General features: G+C 69.1%; 12 protein-coding genes and 2 riboswitches. Of the genes, 3 read left to right on the top strand and 9 right to left on the bottom strand.

The genetic code is table 11. The features are described from left to right. Window positions 1-46: 46 nt before the first annotated feature. The gene (locus tag AB0C15_RS01055) at window positions 47-2,776 is read right to left on the bottom strand and encodes a prenyltransferase/squalene oxidase repeat-containing protein (protein ID WP_357347344.1); all 2,730 of its coding nucleotides are present in this window, start codon (window positions 2,774-2,776) and stop codon (window positions 47-49) included. Window positions 2,777-2,869: 93 nt separating this feature from the next. Then, a riboswitch (cobalamin riboswitch) is annotated at window positions 2,870-3,001 on the bottom strand. Window positions 3,002-3,053: 52 nt separating this feature from the next. Continuing rightward, window positions 3,054-3,176, top strand: a riboswitch (cobalamin riboswitch). A gap of 102 nt (window positions 3,177-3,278) precedes the next feature. On the opposite strand from AB0C15_RS01055, the gene AB0C15_RS01050 reads away from it, so the two are divergent. Next, window positions 3,279-4,712: a hypothetical protein gene (locus AB0C15_RS01050; protein ID WP_357347342.1), complete on the top strand. Its 1,434-nt coding sequence runs from the start codon at window positions 3,279-3,281 to the stop codon at window positions 4,710-4,712. A 114-nt stretch (window positions 4,713-4,826) separates the two neighbouring features. On the opposite strand, the gene AB0C15_RS01045 is transcribed toward AB0C15_RS01050, so the two are convergent. Both AB0C15_RS01045 and AB0C15_RS01040 read right to left on the bottom strand, forming a co-directional pair. Beyond that, complete coding sequence (locus tag AB0C15_RS01045) at window positions 4,827-5,096, bottom strand: hypothetical protein (RefSeq protein WP_357347340.1); 270 nt, start codon at window positions 5,094-5,096, stop codon at window positions 4,827-4,829. 75 nt (window positions 5,097-5,171) lie between these two features. Continuing rightward, the gene (locus tag AB0C15_RS01040) at window positions 5,172-5,891 is read right to left on the bottom strand and encodes a superoxide dismutase (RefSeq protein ID WP_357347338.1); all 720 of its coding nucleotides are present in this window, start codon (window positions 5,889-5,891) and stop codon (window positions 5,172-5,174) included. A gap of 55 nt (window positions 5,892-5,946) precedes the next feature. Between AB0C15_RS01040 and AB0C15_RS01035 the strand changes: the two genes are divergently transcribed. Further along, window positions 5,947-6,327 (top strand): hypothetical protein, encoded by a 381-nt coding sequence (locus AB0C15_RS01035; RefSeq protein ID WP_357347336.1) that lies wholly within the window; start codon window positions 5,947-5,949, stop codon window positions 6,325-6,327. Window positions 6,328-6,408: 81 nt separating this feature from the next. Here AB0C15_RS01035 and AB0C15_RS01030 read toward each other — a convergent pair whose 3' ends face one another. The 6 genes from AB0C15_RS01030 to AB0C15_RS01005 form a co-directional block, all read right to left on the bottom strand. After that, entirely contained in the window at window positions 6,409-7,314 is a 906-nt protein-coding gene (locus tag AB0C15_RS01030; protein ID WP_357347334.1) for a hypothetical protein, read from the bottom strand. Beyond that, entirely contained in the window at window positions 7,311-8,423 is a 1,113-nt protein-coding gene (locus AB0C15_RS01025) for a hypothetical protein (protein ID WP_357347332.1), read from the bottom strand. Before AB0C15_RS01025 ends, AB0C15_RS01030 begins: the two co-directional genes overlap by 4 nt. After that, window positions 8,420-8,866: a DUF4188 domain-containing protein gene (locus tag AB0C15_RS01020; RefSeq protein WP_357347330.1), complete on the bottom strand. Its 447-nt coding sequence runs from the start codon at window positions 8,864-8,866 to the stop codon at window positions 8,420-8,422. The genes AB0C15_RS01025 and AB0C15_RS01020 overlap by 4 nt, the downstream gene beginning before the upstream one ends. Next, complete coding sequence (locus tag AB0C15_RS01015; RefSeq protein ID WP_357347328.1) at window positions 8,863-10,404, bottom strand: phenylacetate--CoA ligase family protein; 1,542 nt, start codon at window positions 10,402-10,404, stop codon at window positions 8,863-8,865. Before AB0C15_RS01015 ends, AB0C15_RS01020 begins: the two co-directional genes overlap by 4 nt. 379 nt (window positions 10,405-10,783) lie before the next feature. Then, window positions 10,784-12,907 (bottom strand): MMPL family transporter, encoded by a 2,124-nt coding sequence (locus AB0C15_RS01010; RefSeq protein ID WP_357347326.1) that lies wholly within the window; start codon window positions 12,905-12,907, stop codon window positions 10,784-10,786. 254 nt (window positions 12,908-13,161) lie between these two features. Continuing rightward, window positions 13,162-16,194: a family 16 glycoside hydrolase gene (locus AB0C15_RS01005; RefSeq protein ID WP_357347324.1), complete on the bottom strand. Its 3,033-nt coding sequence runs from the start codon at window positions 16,192-16,194 to the stop codon at window positions 13,162-13,164. A gap of 515 nt (window positions 16,195-16,709) precedes the next feature. Between AB0C15_RS01005 and AB0C15_RS01000 the strand changes: the two genes are divergently transcribed. Continuing rightward, window positions 16,710-16,856 carry a hypothetical protein gene (locus tag AB0C15_RS01000; protein ID WP_357347322.1) on the top strand — a complete coding sequence of 49 codons (147 nt, stop codon included), beginning with the start codon at window positions 16,710-16,712 and terminating at the stop codon, window positions 16,854-16,856. Window positions 16,857-16,917: the final 61 nt, after the last annotated feature.

Genomic DNA, 16,917 nt, shown 5'->3' with positions numbered 1-16,917 from the left:
GCGACGATCGATAGGGCCGCGGCCGACCGCAGCCACCTGCGGGCCCTCACGAGACACCACCGTCGCCGGTCACCGCGCGCCGTCGTGCGGAGATCCGCAGCAGGATGCCGGCGACGACGAGCACGAGCGCCAGGAGGGCGATGGTCAGGATGGACGCGCCGGTGCGGGGCAGGTGGCCCGACGGCTGCCCTCCGGCGGCCGGCGACGACGGGACCACGCTTGTCGACGGGCTCGCTGACGACGACGGGCTCGCTGACGACGACGGCGTCGCAGACGGGGTCGGGGTTGGCAACGGGGTCGGATCCGTGCCCGGCAGCCCGTGCACGTCGCGGGTCAGCGTGGCGAACGAGGTGCCGGTGGCACCGCCCACGACCTGTGTGGACGCGCGCACGTCAGAGCCGGCCTGCCCGTCGGCGGCGACGCTGAAACCGCCGTCGTCGTTCTGCTGACTGGCGAGGAAGGCCAGGGCCTTGTTGATTTGACCCGCGTAGGTGGTGCCGCGCAGGGTGAGGCCCTGGATCGCGAGCGCTGTGGAGTTGGTGGAGTCACCGGCCGCGCCCGGGAACCCGCCGTGCCCCTTCTGGGTCGAGGCGATCCAGGCCAGCGCCTTGTCGACCGCGCCGGCCGCCGACGGGTCCTCGGTTGCCAGGGCGAGGGCCATCGCGGCCATCGCCGTGCTGTCGACGTCCCTGTCGGCATCCGCCGCCGGGATGAGGCTGGGGAAGGACCCGTCGGCGCGTTGCAGTCCCTTGAGGAACTCGACCGGCTTGGTGGCGGCCTCGCCCTGGCCGGCGCGGTGCTGCGCGATGATGCCGAGCGACTGCCCGAACACCGAGGTGGCGTACCGGTAGTTGCCGGCCCCGGCGCAGCCGGTGAGCGCGTCGGTCTTGGTGCAGGTCACGTCGCTCAGGGCGGCGATCAGGTCGTGTCCACCGAAGGAGCGGGGGTCGTAGCCGGTGACCTGGGCCAGTAGGGCCATCTTGCCGATCGCGCCGCCGACGGCGTAGTCGGTGCCGACGCCCAGCCACATGTCGACGGTGAAGCCGTTGTCGCCGACCGCGCCGCCGCCGCGCAGGAACTCCACGATCGCCCGCAGCTTGGCGTCGTCCCCGCCGGTGGCGGCCAGGGCGTAGGCACCGTCGATGCTCAACCCGAAGTCGGGGAAGCCGGGGAACGACTCGTAGTACCTGCCGTCGATCAGGTTCGTCGGCGCGACGAGGTAGGACACCCCCTTGACCAGATCGGGTCGCGGTCCGGCCGGTGGCGGCGTCTCACCCAGGTCGGCGAGGTTCTTGCCGGCCAGCGCGAGCGCCGCAGCGGCGGTGGCGGGCAGGTCAGCGTCCGGGTTGCTCGGGTCGGGGCTGAGCCCACCGCCGGGGACGATCCGGCTGACCAGCAGGCCGGTGGCTGCCGCCGCCCGGTCGCCGTCGCCCAGCACGACGAGGGCCTGCGCGGCGTGCCCGGTCGAGTAGGTGTCGGTCAGTCCCGCCCCGGTGTACGGCTGGTAACCGCCGTCGGGCTCCTGCGCCGTGGCCAGGAACGCCTTGGCCGAACTGAGCGCCGCGTCGTGCGCGCCGAGCGTGTGCAGCGCCAGGACGGCGAGGGTGGTGGCTGCGAGGTCGGGGTCGCAGGCTTCGGTGGGGCTGCGCCAGACACCGGCGAAGGCTCCGATCGTGCACTGCTGCTCGGTCAGGCGGGTGACGGTGGAGGCCGGCGGGGTGACGCCGGCGCGCTTGAGCGCGAGCAGGGCGGTCGCGTGGGTCAGCGGATCGCTCGATCCGGCGAAGTCACCGGCGGCGGCGCAGCCGGCGTCGGCGTCGGTCGCGGTGCAGACCCGGTCGGTGAGCGTGGCGATCAGGTCCCGGTCGCCGAACGCGCGCGGATCGCCGCTGGTGCTGGTCAGCAGGAGCGCGAGGCTGGCGACGTTGGCGATTCGGGGTGGGGCGGTGCCACCGTTCGGGAAGATGGCGCCATCGACGTGCGCCCGCAGATAGTCGACGATCTTGGTGAGCGTCTGGTCCTGCCCACCGGTGCCGGCCAGGGCGGTGGCGACGGCGATGGTCCGGTAGTAGTCGACGAAACCGTTGTCGACGTGGTCGCCGTCGGCGAGCTGCCCCACCAGGTAACTCGCCACCGCCTTGACCTGCGCTTCCGTCGGTCGCGTCGGCACGGGCGTCGAGGTCGGGGTCGCCGTCGGAGTCGGGGTGGCGGTCGGAGTCGGGCCGCTCGCGCGCACTGACGCGGGGGTGAAGCTCGGTGCCCCGGTGGTGCCGCCGATGTCGGTGCCGCCGAAGACCCACGCCTCGACCTCACCCGGGCCCGGCCGCTGCGCCATCGCGCCGAGTGGACTGTAGGTCCAGTGGTCCTGCCCGGCCGGTGCGATCCAGTAGGACCAGTAGGCCGACGCCGGTGGCGTCAACTGGCACGCCTCGTCGGCCGGTGTCGGGTGTTCGGCACCGGACGCGAAGTCGGGCGATCCGATCCGGCAGATGAAGCCAGGGCCGTCGTGGGCGGTGCCGGTGGTGGTGAAGCCCGCCTCGTGCAGCAGGTCCAGGCCGGTGGTCGGGGTGGCGTCGCAGCCACGTAACACCGGTCCGCCCCAGGCGGCGAAGTCGACGGCGACGATCGCGCCCTGGGTCGGGGTGCAGGACTCCAGCGGATCGGCGAGCGCGGCGCGGGTCGGCACCACCAGCGCCACCGCGCCGAGCACCGCTGCGGCGACGGCCGCCAACCATGCCGCAGGAACGCGCGACGTTCGACTGACCAGGGGGGACATGGCGACTCTCTCGGGGGCTAGCGGCGCAGGCGCGGACGCGGACCCCGAGGACAAGCCCCGGAAATCTGGCTCCGCGCCGTGTACCTCGACGGCGCTGCGGTGCTCTATCCAGCCAGGTAATCCGACTCGTCCCGAGAATGGGACCTACGGCTGCGGGCCAGCGCCGGACTTTGACCGGCTTCCCCTGACTGCTGGATCGCGGCCATCGGACCACACCCGCGACCACCTCGTCAACGCAAGACCGTGTCATGTACCTAACAGCGCGCGGTAGGGGCTTCCTCCCATAACGTGACCGCGTCATCGCGTGGGGGAACCCGGTGGGAATCCGGGGCTGACGCGCAACGGTGAGGACGGTCCGCCGTCCCGAGCCCGACTACCCACGTGGTGACGCAGCACCTGCGGTATCCGTCCCACGCGTCCTGCGGCCGGCCCGCCCCGCTCCCGCCGGCCCCTCCCGGGCTCCGGGTCGAGGCAGTCGTGCCCGTACCCCCAAGGAGACCCGATGTCCTCACGCCTCTCCTCCGGCAGCCACCGGAGACGAATCGCGACAGCTCCCGCCACCGCGCTGATCGCCACCGTCGTCGCTGTCGCGACCGGTGCAGCGCCCGCCGCCGCGACCTCGACCGCGGCGCAGATCGCCACCGCCAAGACCAACGGTGTCGCCTACCTGCGCACACTGCAGGCCGCCGACGGCAGCTACGCCAGCGGCGGACTGTCGAACGAGTGGGCGTTCAGCGCGTTCGCACCCGCCGGCGTCGCGGCGGTGGACGTCTACCCCTCTGGCGACACGACCAAGAACGCCCGCACCGTCTACCGCAACCAGCTCTCGGCCGCGTCCTGGCCGAGCAGCACGCCGGTGGTCACCGACTACGAGCGTGGGGTGCTGAACGCCTACGCCGCCGGCATCGACCCCGCCCGGGTCTCCTCCACCCGTAACCTGATCGCCGACACCATCGCCTACTGGCAGACCGGCTCGGCCGGTTACTACGGCCCGCCGGCCAACTTCAACGGCACCGTCTTCGGCACTCTCGCCCTGGCCGGTGCGAAGACCCAGTCCGGCGCCGCCCGCGTACCGCAGGCCCTGCTCAACCTGTCGATCACCCGGATCCGCAACAACCAGCACAACGACGGCGGCTGGACCTTCACCCAGGCCGAGGGCAACCCCACCCAACTCGCCGCCGCCAGCGACATCGACATGACCGGCGCGGCCATGGCCGCGCTCTGCGCCGCCGGGGTCCCGAACACCGACACCGACGTCGTTCAGGCGAAGAACTTCCTCAAGAGCAAGCTGGTCAACGCATCCGGCGCGTTCAGCTCGATGTTCGGCGTCAACACCGACTCCACCGCCTGGGCGGTCTCCGGCCTGAACGCCTGCGGCATCCCGAGCCAGGGCACCGACTTCACCACCACCGCCGGCAAGACCCCGATCGACTTCCTGCGCGCGCAGCAGCTGAGCGGCGGCGGGTTCAAGTACCTGCCCACAAACACCACCCCGTCGGCGTACGCCTCCATCGACGCGGTACGCGCGCTCGCCGGCGCCGGCTACACCGCCGCTCCCCCGACCCCGGTCACCTCCGGCGCGCCCACCTGGGTCGCGGCAAGCGGATTCACCACGGGCGCCGCCACCCGACTCGCCGTGATCGTCGACAACGGCAGCGGCAGCATCAAGCCGTGCGCGGTCACGCTGACGCCGACCGCCGCCACCACCACCCTCGGCGCGGTGCTGGACGCCGCCGTCGGCTCGGCCACCCCGAGCGGCTGCGTCACCTCTCTTCTTCCCACCAGTGGCACCGGCACCATCACCTCGATCAACGGCCTGGCCAACAGCGGCTCCTCGACCTGGAAGGTGTCCCGCGACGGCGGCACCCCGGCCACCGCGACCCGCGGCACGACAGTGACCGTCGGCGACACGATCTACCTGCGCTACGGCGCCTGACCGCCGGGTAGCGCGATGGTCAGCGGCGGCCGGGCCGCCGCTGACCATCCGTCCGGCTGATCCGCCCGCCGCCGCTCAGCCAAGGGTGACGAGGTGGAAGACCGGACGGGTTGATCAGCTATCCAAGTCGTCACTGGGGTGAGGACAGCGATGGCATGCGTCTGCGCCCGGTAGCCCGGGACGTACGGGCGCGGCGAGCAGTCCCTCCAGGCGGGCCACTCGACGTCGGGTGTCCTTCAACTGCTGGCGAAGCTGGTGCGCCTGGGCCTCACTGGCACCGAGTTGCCGACGGGCGGCGTCGAGCCGCTCGAAGTCGGCCACTGTCAGCGCGATCATCGACTGCCCGTCCATCGTCACGACACGGTGTTCGATCTTCCGGCGCATCGGGCCCCTTCGGGTGGGCGGTGGGCGTTGCGGCTGCCCGCTGGGTTCCGCTCGTGGGCGGAACCCAGCGGACCATCATGCCGGCGGGGACTGGGCGGTCTCGGCCAGGAGCAGGGACAGTTCCCGGACCAGGTCGTCCATGGACTGACCGCTCTGCGCCTTGACCAGGCCCAGCGCGAGATCGGCCAGCAGGTAGAAGCCGAGGGTACGGGCCTGCCCGGAGCTGAACGCCGACATCAACTCCTCGGCGCCGGCGGGGTCACCGCGGTGTTTCGCGGCGATGACCCCGGCGGCGCGCTGGACGATCTCGGCCGCCTCGGGGGTGTACCCGCTCACTGCCCTACGTTGCCGTGGTGGTCGTAGACCTGCTCCACGATCAGCCGCCGGCTCAGTGGTTCCCAGGCCAGAACCCCCCCAGCCCGAGCCCTGCACACCCTTCGTCGCCGCCGACAACTGACCGGCGAACCCGTCGAACGAGCCGAAGTGCTCGTCGATCGCCGCCGCCAACTCGCCGTCGGGACGGTCGCCGCCGTCCGGGGACAGGTTGTTCCAGAAGATCGAGTGCAGCACGTGCCCGGACAGGTTGAACGCACAGGTCTTCTCCAACCCGACCAGCGTCGCGTAGTCGCCCTTGTCACGGGCCTCGGCGAGCCGGTCGAGCCCGTCGTTGGCGCCCTTGACGTACGCGGCGTGGTGCTTGTCGTGGTGCAGCTCCAAGATCTCGCCGGACATGGCGGGTTCGAGTGCGCCGTAGTCGTAGGGCAGCCACACCGCACCGACTCCCGCCGACGGCATCCCCCGCCGCTACGTGTTGGCCGCAGTGATCTGCTGCGGCGTGTGCGGCCGAATCATGGACTCCCACTGGATACACAGCCGACCCGGCTACCGCTGCCGCCACGGACACACGAGCACCCGCACCAGGACCTCCGCCCAACCGACGATCCTCTACATCCGGGAAGACCACCTGCTCGACCGCATCCGACACGACCGCTGGCTACACCGTCGCCATCCCGAACTGCGCAGCCCCGACCCGGAAAAACTCGCCAACTACCTAGGCACCAACAACATGATCATCGTGTGTGACCACCACGCGTGGACCATCGAAGCCGAAACCGCGATCTACCCGCTCACCCCGGCGGGGAACTTCCTCGCCATGACAGCAAAAATCCCCGCCCAACGGGACCGGGATCGCTCGAAACACGAAGAAGAATCACGCTTCGTGTGGAAATAACGTGTCCGAAACCCAATGCCCCACGGCCGTTGACGCTCAGCGCAACCCTGAAGCTCGCGCGAGGCTAGCGATCGTAGTGATCTATCGCTCGCCCCGGCGGGCCGAACGGACCGGGGCGATGCAGGGTCGGCCGACGCGAAACACGGCGAGCGGTTGGCCGGCGACCCGGTCGGCGAGCCGACCGGCGGTCACGGGGCAGTCGATGAGCTGGCTGAGCGGATGGACCGCCAGGTCGTGCCGGGCAAGAGCCAGCCACGTACGCAGCAGACGTCGGCCTGAGGTGATCTGGTCGTCGCCGTCGGCGGCGAGGAGGACCAGGACGCTGCCGTCGTAGCGCAACAGGCCGCGGCCGCTGGCGGCCAGCAGCGCCGGCAGGCCCAGTCGGCGGGTGACCGGGTACGCGCGCAGCGCGGCGGACAGGACACGCGCCTCGGTCCGGGACAGGCTGAGCGCCCGGTCCGTGAGTCCGTCGAGGTGATATCGCGGATGGCGTGGACTGAGACGCAGCCAGTCCCGCAACTCGACGGCGACGGCAGGTGTGCGGAACATCCACCGGTCGGCGACGGCCAGGTCCGATACGAGGTCTCGGGTGGGGACGTGCGCGATACCCGGCTCGAGATCGGCGAGGACGGCGTCGTCGACGTACCCGGGTGCGTATGGACCACGGGCGACCCGGCGGGCCTCGATGTCGGCGATCGTGAACGGAGTCGCGTACCTGTGTGCCGCGGGGACCAGTCGTGGACCGGGTGCCACGGTGACGCTGAGGCCGAGTTCGGCGGAGACGATGAGGCATGTCTCGACGAACGCGCCGATACCGAGGGTCAGGTCACGCCCGGTCGGGTCGGAGTCGGGCAGGCGGCACGCGGGATCAACGTCGATGGTGATCTCATCGGTGTGGTATTCCGGTCGCCACGGCTGCGTGTTGTGTGCGCTTGGTGCCCGCCGGCAGATCGCCTCGGTAGCCCGCAACTGCTCGACCCAACTCACACCGTTGTTCCTCGCTCGTAGAAGGTGTACCCGTGCAGTGGCCGCCCACCCGCGCGCCGGTACTGAGCGGCCGAAGCGACGTTCGTCCGCTCGACGAAGGTGCTGCGCAGCGTCCGGTAGCCGTTGCGGGCGAGGTTGCGATGCAACTCCCGGGACAGCAGCGTCAGGTACCCGTTGCCCTGCTCATCGGGAACGGTGCCCTTGATGATGAGGACCGCGTCCCGCCGGTACCGGCCGCGGGTGGCGAGAAGCCGGAGTTGATTGACTACGCCAAGCCGACCGCCGACGCTCATCAGGTAGTCGGAGATGTCCGGCACGGTGACGACGAACGCGACGGGTCGGCCGGCCTTCTCCAGCCAGAGCAGCAGCGCCTCGTCGAGTAGGAACGCCAAGCCGTCGGTCTGCTCCGCCAGTTGCTCGGCGGAGATGTCGGTGTAGTAGTCCAACTGCGCGAAGCTCGCGTTGAGCATCCGGCGCAGGATCGGCAGTTGGCTGCGCAGGTGCCACCGGGAGCCGTGCCGGATGACGAGCCGTTCGGCGGCCATCCGAGCATCGTCGAAGGTGAAACCGTGGTCGGTTCCGGCCGGAGCACCGGCAGCGGGCCGAGCAGCCGGGGCCGTACCGTCGAGGTCGACCAGCCAGGTGTCGGCCTCGAAGCGACGGTGGAAGCCGTGCCGCTCGTACATTTTGGGGTAGTAGGGGGGGTTCCACGCCGAGTCCACGAAGCCACGGTCGGCGAAGCCGGAGGTGATCACCCCGCCCGTCTGGTTGGGCAGCAGGGCCACCGGCCCGAACAGGTGTCGACCGTCGGCGCGGGTCGCAACCGCGTCCATGATGGCGGTGAAGACATCGTCGTCGTCGACGAACTCGGTGTGCCCGAACAACTGTCGTGGGCCGATCTTGTCGTCGAGGGGTGCGCTGCGGTGCATGCTGGTGCGTCCCACGACCTCGCCGCGTCGGTCGCGGACCACGAACAGCTCGGCGGCGTCCCGGTGGGCCGCGATGACCGAGGACACCAGGGGTACGTACCGGTCGGTCGGGTGGAGCCGGAGCGGAAAGTCGACGAATGCGCGCAGGTCGGCCCGCGACTGCACGGGGTCCACTCTCATGCCCGGTGCACCGGCGGCCCGGACGTCTCACGCGAGAGCGGCGTGAACGTAGTTATGTGCGCCATGCCGTCCCCCTCGGCGCGCCAGATGCCGTTGCTGTAGCCCTCGGGCTCGGCGTTGTAGAGGCGGATGTAGCCGCCTGTCGCGTTCTTCGTGCCGTGATCGGTCACCCAGCACATGAGATCCCGGTGATGGCGGCTGCGGGCGAACGTCAGGAGCGCGTCACGGTCGCTGAAGAAGGCGATGGTGCCGAGCGTGAACGGGAACTGGTAGTAGACGGTGTGCCAGCGGTATCCGTCCATCCGTCTCATCTGCCGGACCATTCGGATCCAGGTCCGGGTGAGCGTAATGATCGAGCGCGGCCCCCGGTAACGGGTGGCGCCGACGAACATGGCTGTCGCCTGGCCCACCGCGGGAGCGGCGGAGAAGTCGGTGGTCCTCATGCCGGCGCACCCTTCACCAGGTAGACGTTCTTGATTCTGGACGCCGCGTCGGCGAACGGGCCGGTGCCGTACTCGTGGATCTCCACCCGCAGGTCCGCCGCGGACGGGTCCTCGGCGAGGGACTCGGCGAAGTCCCGGCTGACCTCGGCGAGGTGGCGCAACACCCCCGCGCGGCAGGTGTCGGTGAGGGTTCGCCGCTGCACGGGGTCGAGCGCCAGGCCCTCGCGGAGTTGCAGGTTGACCACCGGCCGGCTCTCCAGGTCGGCCTGCTCGGTCACCGCCAGGCAGAAGCTCTGCAGCAGGTGCGCCTGGGGATTGCCCGCGTAGAGGCCGTATTCGACGTCCTGCGGATAGATGTTGGCGCCCATATAGGAGATCGTGCTGTCCTTGCGGCCGTACAGGAACAGCAGTGGTAGGCGCATCCGGTCGACCTGCCAGGCACGGTCCGCGGCGGCCCGCGCCGCGGGGTCGGCGATCGCGGCCAGGACATCCGGGTACGAGATCAGCCGGCCCTCGTCGCCGATGTTGTAGCGGACTCGGGGATTGAGCACCGCCGTGGAGTTGATCGTGCAGAGCACCTCGTGGTCCGCTGTGGTCTCCAGGTAGGTCTCCAGCGGGTTGTACTGGAAGACCATCGGCAGCCGGTGCTCGTCGGCGCCGAGCAGCGCGGTCCGCAGCGCGGCGTCGGTACGCAGCTGTCGGCGGACCCAGACGCTGAAGTCACTCTCCCCGGCCATGCCGATGGTGAGGTCGCTGGCCCCGTAGCCGGAGCGCACCTTGACGAAGCGCTCCTCAAGGTAGTCGCGCAGCGCCTCGGTCATCCCCTCACCGCCGACCAGTCCGCTGATGCGGTATTCGGCCCAGGGGAAGTCATCGGCGTCGAGCTGGTCGCGCAGGTGCTTGAGGAACGGTGGGTAGGCGGTGACGATGTAGTCGAAGCCGGGGCCGAAGTACAACAGGGTGTCGACGATCTTCCGCAGGTCGGGTCCGGTGTTCTTGACCATCGCGATCGTCGACATGGCGATGCCGGTGTTGGTCCCGGTGGCCCAGGCGCCCATCGAGTACGCGTTGATGACGAAGCGCCGCTCGGACGGGAACACCATTGTCGCGTACCCGGCCAGGTTCTTGTGCACCGAGCGCAGCTCGCGGCGGCTGCGGATCCAGTTGAACGGCTGGCCGGACGAGCCCGACGACTCGTCGACCACGCTGCCGGCGATCTCGATCTGCCCGTGCCGACAGCGCTGCGCCTCCGGGTACGCCTGCACGTACGACCGCTTGTCGGTGGGCGGGTAGGACGACAGATCGAACCAGCGGAACCGCCAGTGGTGGCGGCGGAGAAAGACGCCGTACGCGGGCACGTCGATCGCGGCGAACTGGCAGGTCATCCAGGCGTGTAGCCGGGCGAAGCGGCCCATGTATGGACGGTACTGACGTGCCGTGAGCCGCCACACCGCCGGATGGATCCGGTAGAGGGTGTAGAGCCAGGTCAGGGCGAAGCTCGCGGCCCGCAGGGTCCACCGACGCAGGAATGTCACCACGCGGCAACACTAGGGGTCGGTCGAGCCGGCCACCTGATGACGAATACTCAGCCCTCCTGAGTATTCGAACCCCCGCGGGTTGCGCGCTGATGTCCGGTCACGCGGATACCGGCTCCAGTCCTGGATTGCCCGGCACCGTGCGGGGCGAAGCCCATGTCCTCGCCACAGGTGCAGCCGGTTGCCGCGGCAACGCCGCCATCACGCCGAAGATTGCCCGCCGCGGCAGCGCCCACGGCTGCGGGCCGGGCAAGCTGCGCAGGGTCGTCGAATGGACCTTTCCCGCTGCTACGAACACCCGGCCGACATCCGCGAAGGCGTGGTCAGCGTCGCCTGCTCGTTGATCTGCCTACGCCAGCTACTCACTCGCTGAACTGACGTCTTACAAAGCGGGCGTCGCACGGCGGCCGGGACGCCACCAGTTCGCCGCGCCGAGGAGGGACATGACAGAGGGCAGCAGCAGTCCACGGACCACGGTGACGTCCAGCAGCACGGCCACAGTCATGCCGACACCGATCTCCTTGACCGCTATCAGCTCGCCGAGGGCGAAGCCGAGGAAGACGATACCCAGCGCCACGGCCGCGGTGGTGACGACCGGACCGGTCGCGGTGATGCCGGCGAGTACTGCCCGGTCGTTGTCGATCCGGCCGTTGGCGGTACGGCGGTCCCACTCCTCCTTGATCCGGGCGAGCAGGAACACCTCGTAGTCCATCGACAGCCCGAAGATGAACACGAAGAGCAGCAGCGGTGTGGTGATGTCCAGAGCCCCCCAGGGTTCGAACCCGAGCAGGGCCGAACCCCATCCCCACTGAAACACGGCGACCAGGACGCCGAGGGTCGCCAGCAGCGTCAGGATGTTCATGCAGATGGCCTTGACCGGTACGACGACCGAGCCGGTCAAGGCGACCAGCAGCAGCCCGGTCGCGACGACGATGACGGCCACCGCGATCGGCAGCCGCGCGGCCGTCGACTCCCGCGCGTCGATGAGCTCGGCAGCGGGCCCCCCAACGAGGAGCGGCACCGGCATGTCGAGGGCCCGCAGGTCACGGACCAGGCGTTGGGCCGGTTCGCCGCTCGCCGGGCCGGCCGGGCGCAAGTCCACCACGGTGACGTCGGCCGGCAGGTCCGAGCGCAGGTCGAGCTCCTTCTCGCCGGTGAGGTCGCGCAACTGTTGCAGCAACGCCGGCACCGGCGGCTCGGTGGCACCGGCCTCGATGAGCACGGTGACCGGCTGCGCGGCCCAGGTGGCGAAGTCCCGTTCGACGGCCTCGTACGCCAACCGCTCCTCGCTGGCGGCCGGCAGCGACCGTGCGTCGGAGTTGGCGAGCGTGATCTGGAGCAACGGAGACGCCAGCAGAAGCAGGCCGGCGGTCACGGTCAACGCCACCGCGGCGGGACGGCGCTGCGAGAACGCCGCCAGCCGCGCCAGCAGGCCCGGCCGACCCGGCGCCGGGCGACGGGAGCTGCCCGCCGAGGACCGTGTCCGGGCGCCTCGCGGCGGCGGGATACGCCGGTGTGCCAGGGCGATCAGCGCGGGGACCAGGGTCAGCCCGATCACCGTGGCCATGCCGACGACCAGCGCTCCACCCAGCGCCATCGCCGCCAGCAGCGGCTCGGCGAAGACGAAAAGACCAGCCAGTGCCGCACCGACGGTGAGACCGGACACGAGAACGGCACGTCCGGCCGTCGCGGTGGTCGCGGCGAGCAGCTCCGCCACCGATGCCTTAGGGGCCGCCTCGCGTTCCTCCCGGAACCGGGCAAGGATCAGCAGGCTGTAGTCGACGGCGAGGCCGAGACCGAGCAGGGTGACGACGTTGACCGCGTACTCGCTGACCGGCATCGCCTCGGCGAGCCCGCTCAGCGCCAGCAGCGTTGCGGCAACCGCGGCGAGGGCGGCCGCCAGCGGCAGACTGCCTACGATCAGCCCGCCGAGCACGACGGTGAGAACGCCGCAGAGCACCACCAGCGCGATCGACTCGCCGATGGCGGCGTCCTTGACGGCCTGCTCGCCGAAGGTCCGCTCGGCAAGCAGCTCCCCGCCGACCAGCACCCTGGGGGCGTCGATGCGGCGCAGTGCGGCGGCCACCTGGTCAGCCACCGCGAGCGCCTCGTCGTCGCTGAGTTGCGGGCGCAGCTCGACGACGACGAGCGAGCTTTGATCATCGGCGGCCACCTGCGACGACCCTGCGGTGTAGGCATCGGTGACGGACGCAACTCCCGGGATCGCGCGGATGTCGAACATCACCCGCGTGGCGCTGTCCACCAGTGCCATGGCGTTGAAGTCGCGGCCCGCGATGACCGCCACGATCCGCTCCCCCTGCGGGTCGAGCCGGTCGATGCGCGACTGCGCGACCATGGACTCCGCGTCGGGTCGCAGACTGTCCACCGACTGGGTCCGGTCGTAAACCGCACCTCCGAGCATCGCACCGGCCAGCGTGATCACGCTCCAGCCAGCGAGCACCCACATTCGGTGTTTGGCGGTCCACCGGCCGAGCAGTGCAAGCACCGCAGCCTCCTCGGGCCGCAGCCGACCTAGCCGCTGCCGTAGGCAATACAACATCAACTGCCCTCGTCCCGCAATGGTTCGCAGGTCCTGCTGGTGAGCTGCTGCGACGATCGCCACCGCGACGCGTTTGTGCGAGCGTTTCTTCCCACCTCATCACCGCCGCCGACCCGTACTCCGACAACGTGGCCCGGTCCGGCGGACACGCAGGACTCTGGTGCCGCCGCACGGAACCGGCGGCGACACCAGAGTGTGCGTCAACTCAGCGGTTCGATCCAGATGTTGCGGAAGCGGGGATTCGCGCCGGGGTCGCCATGGTCTTGCAAGGCTATGGAGCCAGGCGACGGCCCTTCGGGCTGGCCGTTTCCGGTGGGTCCGCTGATGGCGACGTTGTTGTGGACAACAACGCCGTTCCACACCACCGTGACCCTGGCGTCTTCGAGTTTCGCGCCTGTCGCGCTGAACCGCGCCGCGCGGAACGTGATGTCGAACGTCTGCCATGTGTTGGGCGCGGTGGCCATGTTCCGGTCGGGAGCACGCCTGAGGTAGATGGCTCCGGCCTCGTTGTTGGCCAGTGTCGTGTCACCGTAGGAGTCCAGCACCTGAATCTCGTAGCGTTCCTGGAGGTAGAACCCGCTGTTGCCGCGGGCCTGTCCGGTGACCTCGGGCGGGTAGTCGGGTTGCAGCCACTCGCCGTGCAGCTTGAAGTCGCCGAATTTCACTTTGGTACGGATGTTTCCGCCAAGCGATTCCATAGATCCGCCGGCCACCGGCCAGGTCGCAGGGCCGCCGTTTGTGTTCTCCCATGCCGCCAGGCCGGTACCGTCGAACAGGGGGATGCGAGATACCGGAGCGACGACGACGTGGTCGAGGTTGGCGCCGTTGGCGCCCGTCGTGGTCGCACGGATCTTGCTCTGCCCGGCCGGTAGCGTTGTGCTCAGCGATACGGTTCGCCAGGTGTTCCACGCACCCGTCGGCGGGAACGAAAGCGCTGGGCTGACAGTCGTGCCGTTGGCCGCGATGGCCAGAGGCCGGTCGACGGATCCGCCGTTGGCGTAACGGAATTCCAGCGAATAGGTTCCCGCGCTCGGCGCGTCGACTGTCCATTCGGTGTGTGCGCCGGTGTTGGCGGTCGCCGCGAAGTCGGCGTAACCGGTTCCGCTGTAACCGGAATGTTCGGACCCTGCGGTTGCGCCGCTGAGCGCCGCATACTCGGCTTCGTAGGGGCCACCGGGCAGAGAGTTGAGCGTGTACCAGGCCTCCGTGCTCCACAGGGACTGCCCCGAAGCCGAGCTGAACGGCCGTGGCGAGTGCACGTACACCACCCGCCCGGACTTCAAGCCGTTGATCCGCAACGTGACTTTCTTGCCGTCGGCCGAAGGGATGGCCGAAGTGACGCTCAGCGTTTCCAAGTCGACCTTGGGGCCGCCATAACTGGAGGTCGGGGTGTAACGCCATTGCCGGACGGCGTACCGCGACGCCAGCGAGCTCAGCGTTGCGGCCGACAACGGCTGGGTGTATTCGAGTTCGAAGCCACCGGCGACCGCCCGCATCGCCAGGATGTCGAAGGCGTTGCTACTGCTGGGGGTGAGTTTTTGCAGACCGAAGGTGAGCTTGCCCTGCTGACGCCAGTTGCTGCTGGCCTGTCCACCGCCGATGCCGCCCGCGTAGATCGCACCGTCGGGGCCGAGGGTGATCCGGCTGATGCCGGCCTCGAGTCCCTGGGTGAAGCGGAAGACCGCGCCCTGATACTCGCCGTTGACCTTCTCCAGATACCCGCGTTGGATCCCGCCATAGGTGACATCACCGAACAGCATCTGGCCGGCGAACAGGCCTTGGGTGAGCATGAGCGGTGTGCTCGGCGAGTTCGCGATCTCGTTGTGCGGCAGCCACAGGACCGGCTGTGTGACCGCGTTCGAGTCGAACGGACCGGCCGGATCGTTGTAGTGGTTGAAGAACCGGCCCGGCTTGAGATGCACCAGCTTGTTGGCCGGTAGCCAGTCGCCCTGGTTGTCGGTGACGAAGATGCCGCCTTCGGGGCCCCAGCCTATGCCATTCGGGGTACGCAATCCGCTTGCCGTGTACTCGACCTGCCCGGTCGCCCTGTTGACTTTGATCGCGGTGCCGCGATTGTTGGCGAGCTGCGGTTTGGTGGAGCGTCCGCCAGGAGTGATCTGGACCGACAGGTTGAGGTAGAAGTAGCCGTCCTTGTACAGGAGGCCGATCGCGAACTCGTGGTACGTCCCGCCGAACGGCCAGGTCGCCACCGTTCGCCTGCTGTCGATGATGTCATCGCCGTTGGCATCGGTCAGCTCGATCAGCCCGTACCGCTCCGCGACGTACAGTTTGCCGTCCACATACTTGATTCCCATGGGGTCCTGCAACCCTGTGGCGATCCTCTTCACCGTCACCTGCGCGGCAGAGGTGGTGCCGGTGACGTTGCCCAGCACATAGACCTCGCCAAGCGGCGTAGTGGTGCCGTAGTCGCCGCCCCACGTGGTGATGGCCAGCCTGTTGTCGGGCAGCCAGTCCATCCCGGTGACTTTTGGCTCGAACCCGCTGGGACGCAGATTGGTCAGCGTGTAATTGGGATGCACCGCGTCCAGTGGCAGCCCGTCCCCTGGGCTGTCCACCCCCTCGACGCATTCCTTGGTGCCAGGTGCGGTCACCCGGGTCACTCCGGATTCGGTGCTCAGCGCCGTGGTCGGCACGAGCGAGAACTGTGTGGATCCCGGTGGCCGCCACTCGAGTCTGAGCGCCTGCCCACTGGTGTTATCGAAATGTTCGATGCGCAGCTTGTGATAGCCGGCGGACAGGTCGATGGTGCCGTCTTTCGGCAACGCGCCATGAAGACCGTCGTGGTCGATGACCGTCGTGAACGTGCTGTCCGCGTCGTCATTGTCGACGACGGTGCTTCTGTCGATGCGCAAGCGGGAGCCATCGTCGCTGGTGAGCCGGAACACGTACGAGCCGGCCGTGGTGATGTTGATGTTCGCGATGACCTGGGTGTGGAACCTGTCGGCGACGCCGAAGTCGGCCTGGGTCGACCAGTCGATCACCGGCATCAGCTTGTCGACGTTGGGAGTCTGTCCGGGCTTGAGCGTGCAGAGTCCGGACCGATCGATTCCGAGGTTGTAGGTGCGCAACGTGACCCCGGGATCCTGCGGTGGGATCGCGGCGTGTGCCTGACCAGGCACCAACAGAAATGGCAGCAATACACTCAGCCCCAGAACGAGGACTGGCGCCCGGCGCCGCCGGCGGGCGACCTCTGGGACGGTTTGAATGCTCATGACAATCCTTCTCGCGCTCGCATCCGCGCAGCAGCGCACACGCCGGCCCGGATGACAGGGGTGGGATCAGGTAGTTGCCTGACGCAGGTAGGACGCGCGCCGCCGCGTCGTCTTCTCAACGGAGCAGGTTGCTACCGCTTCGGAAACATTCCCAAAGTCGGCTAGGAAAGCGCTTTCCTATCGGGTTACTATATATGATTCATCATGATGTTTCAATGCCCCGCACGGTCGGCACGGGGCTCCGGTGGTTGCACGTTTCGCCGGCCGGGCAGGGCGTTCAGTGTCGCCCGGGCTGAGCGGCCCCACGAGATCCAACGGTGGACCGCCTCCACCGACTGGGTCATCTCCCGCGAGATCGCGCACCCTCCGCTGGTCAGCGAAGAACACTTCGTCGCCATTCAGGCAATCCACAGCGCACCGACCCCTACCGACGGCATCCCCCGCCGCTACGTGTTAGCCGGAGTGATCTGCTGCGGCGTGTGCGGCCGCGTCATGGACTCCCACTGGATAAGGGCGTGCTGTACGACCACGACGTGCAGGCGAAAGTGGGCGCGCTGACCCTCGACGCCAACACGGTCACAGCCGAGCACACCGGTGGCGATCTGACGATCCAGTTCACGCGGGAGAAGGGCGAGGGCGATCCGATCCTCAACGCCCTTTAGGTGCAGGAGGACCCGCGCCTCCGAGATAGACAGCCGCAGTATCAGGCCCAAACGGCAGCTC

Origin of the sequence: Micromonospora sp. NPDC048835, assembly GCF_040649995.1 — a bacterium.
Taxonomy (GTDB): domain Bacteria; phylum Actinomycetota; class Actinomycetes; order Mycobacteriales; family Micromonosporaceae; genus Micromonospora.
Note: the sequence above shows the minus strand (reverse complement) of the source record. Positions and strands in the feature narration are given on the sequence as shown.

Bases quoted from the DNA above. Each gene is read 5' to 3' on its own strand.
- AB0C15_RS01055 (WP_357347344.1), bottom strand. From the start codon at position 2,776: ATGTCCCCCCTGGTCAGTCGAACGTCGCGCGTTCCTGCGGCATGGTTG.
- AB0C15_RS01050 (WP_357347342.1), top strand. From the start codon at position 3,279: ATGTCCTCACGCCTCTCCTCCGGCAGCCACCGGAGACGAATCGCGACA.
- AB0C15_RS01045 (WP_357347340.1), bottom strand. From the start codon at position 5,096: ATGCGCCGGAAGATCGAACACCGTGTCGTGACGATGGACGGGCAGTCG.
- AB0C15_RS01040 (WP_357347338.1), bottom strand. From the start codon at position 5,891: ATGCCGTCGGCGGGAGTCGGTGCGGTGTGGCTGCCCTACGACTACGGC.
- AB0C15_RS01035 (WP_357347336.1), top strand. From the start codon at position 5,947: ATGGACTCCCACTGGATACACAGCCGACCCGGCTACCGCTGCCGCCAC.
- AB0C15_RS01025 (WP_357347332.1), bottom strand. From the start codon at position 8,423: ATGAGAGTGGACCCCGTGCAGTCGCGGGCCGACCTGCGCGCATTCGTC.
- AB0C15_RS01020 (WP_357347330.1), bottom strand. From the start codon at position 8,866: ATGAGGACCACCGACTTCTCCGCCGCTCCCGCGGTGGGCCAGGCGACA.
- AB0C15_RS01005 (WP_357347324.1), bottom strand. From the start codon at position 16,194: ATGAGCATTCAAACCGTCCCAGAGGTCGCCCGCCGGCGGCGCCGGGCG.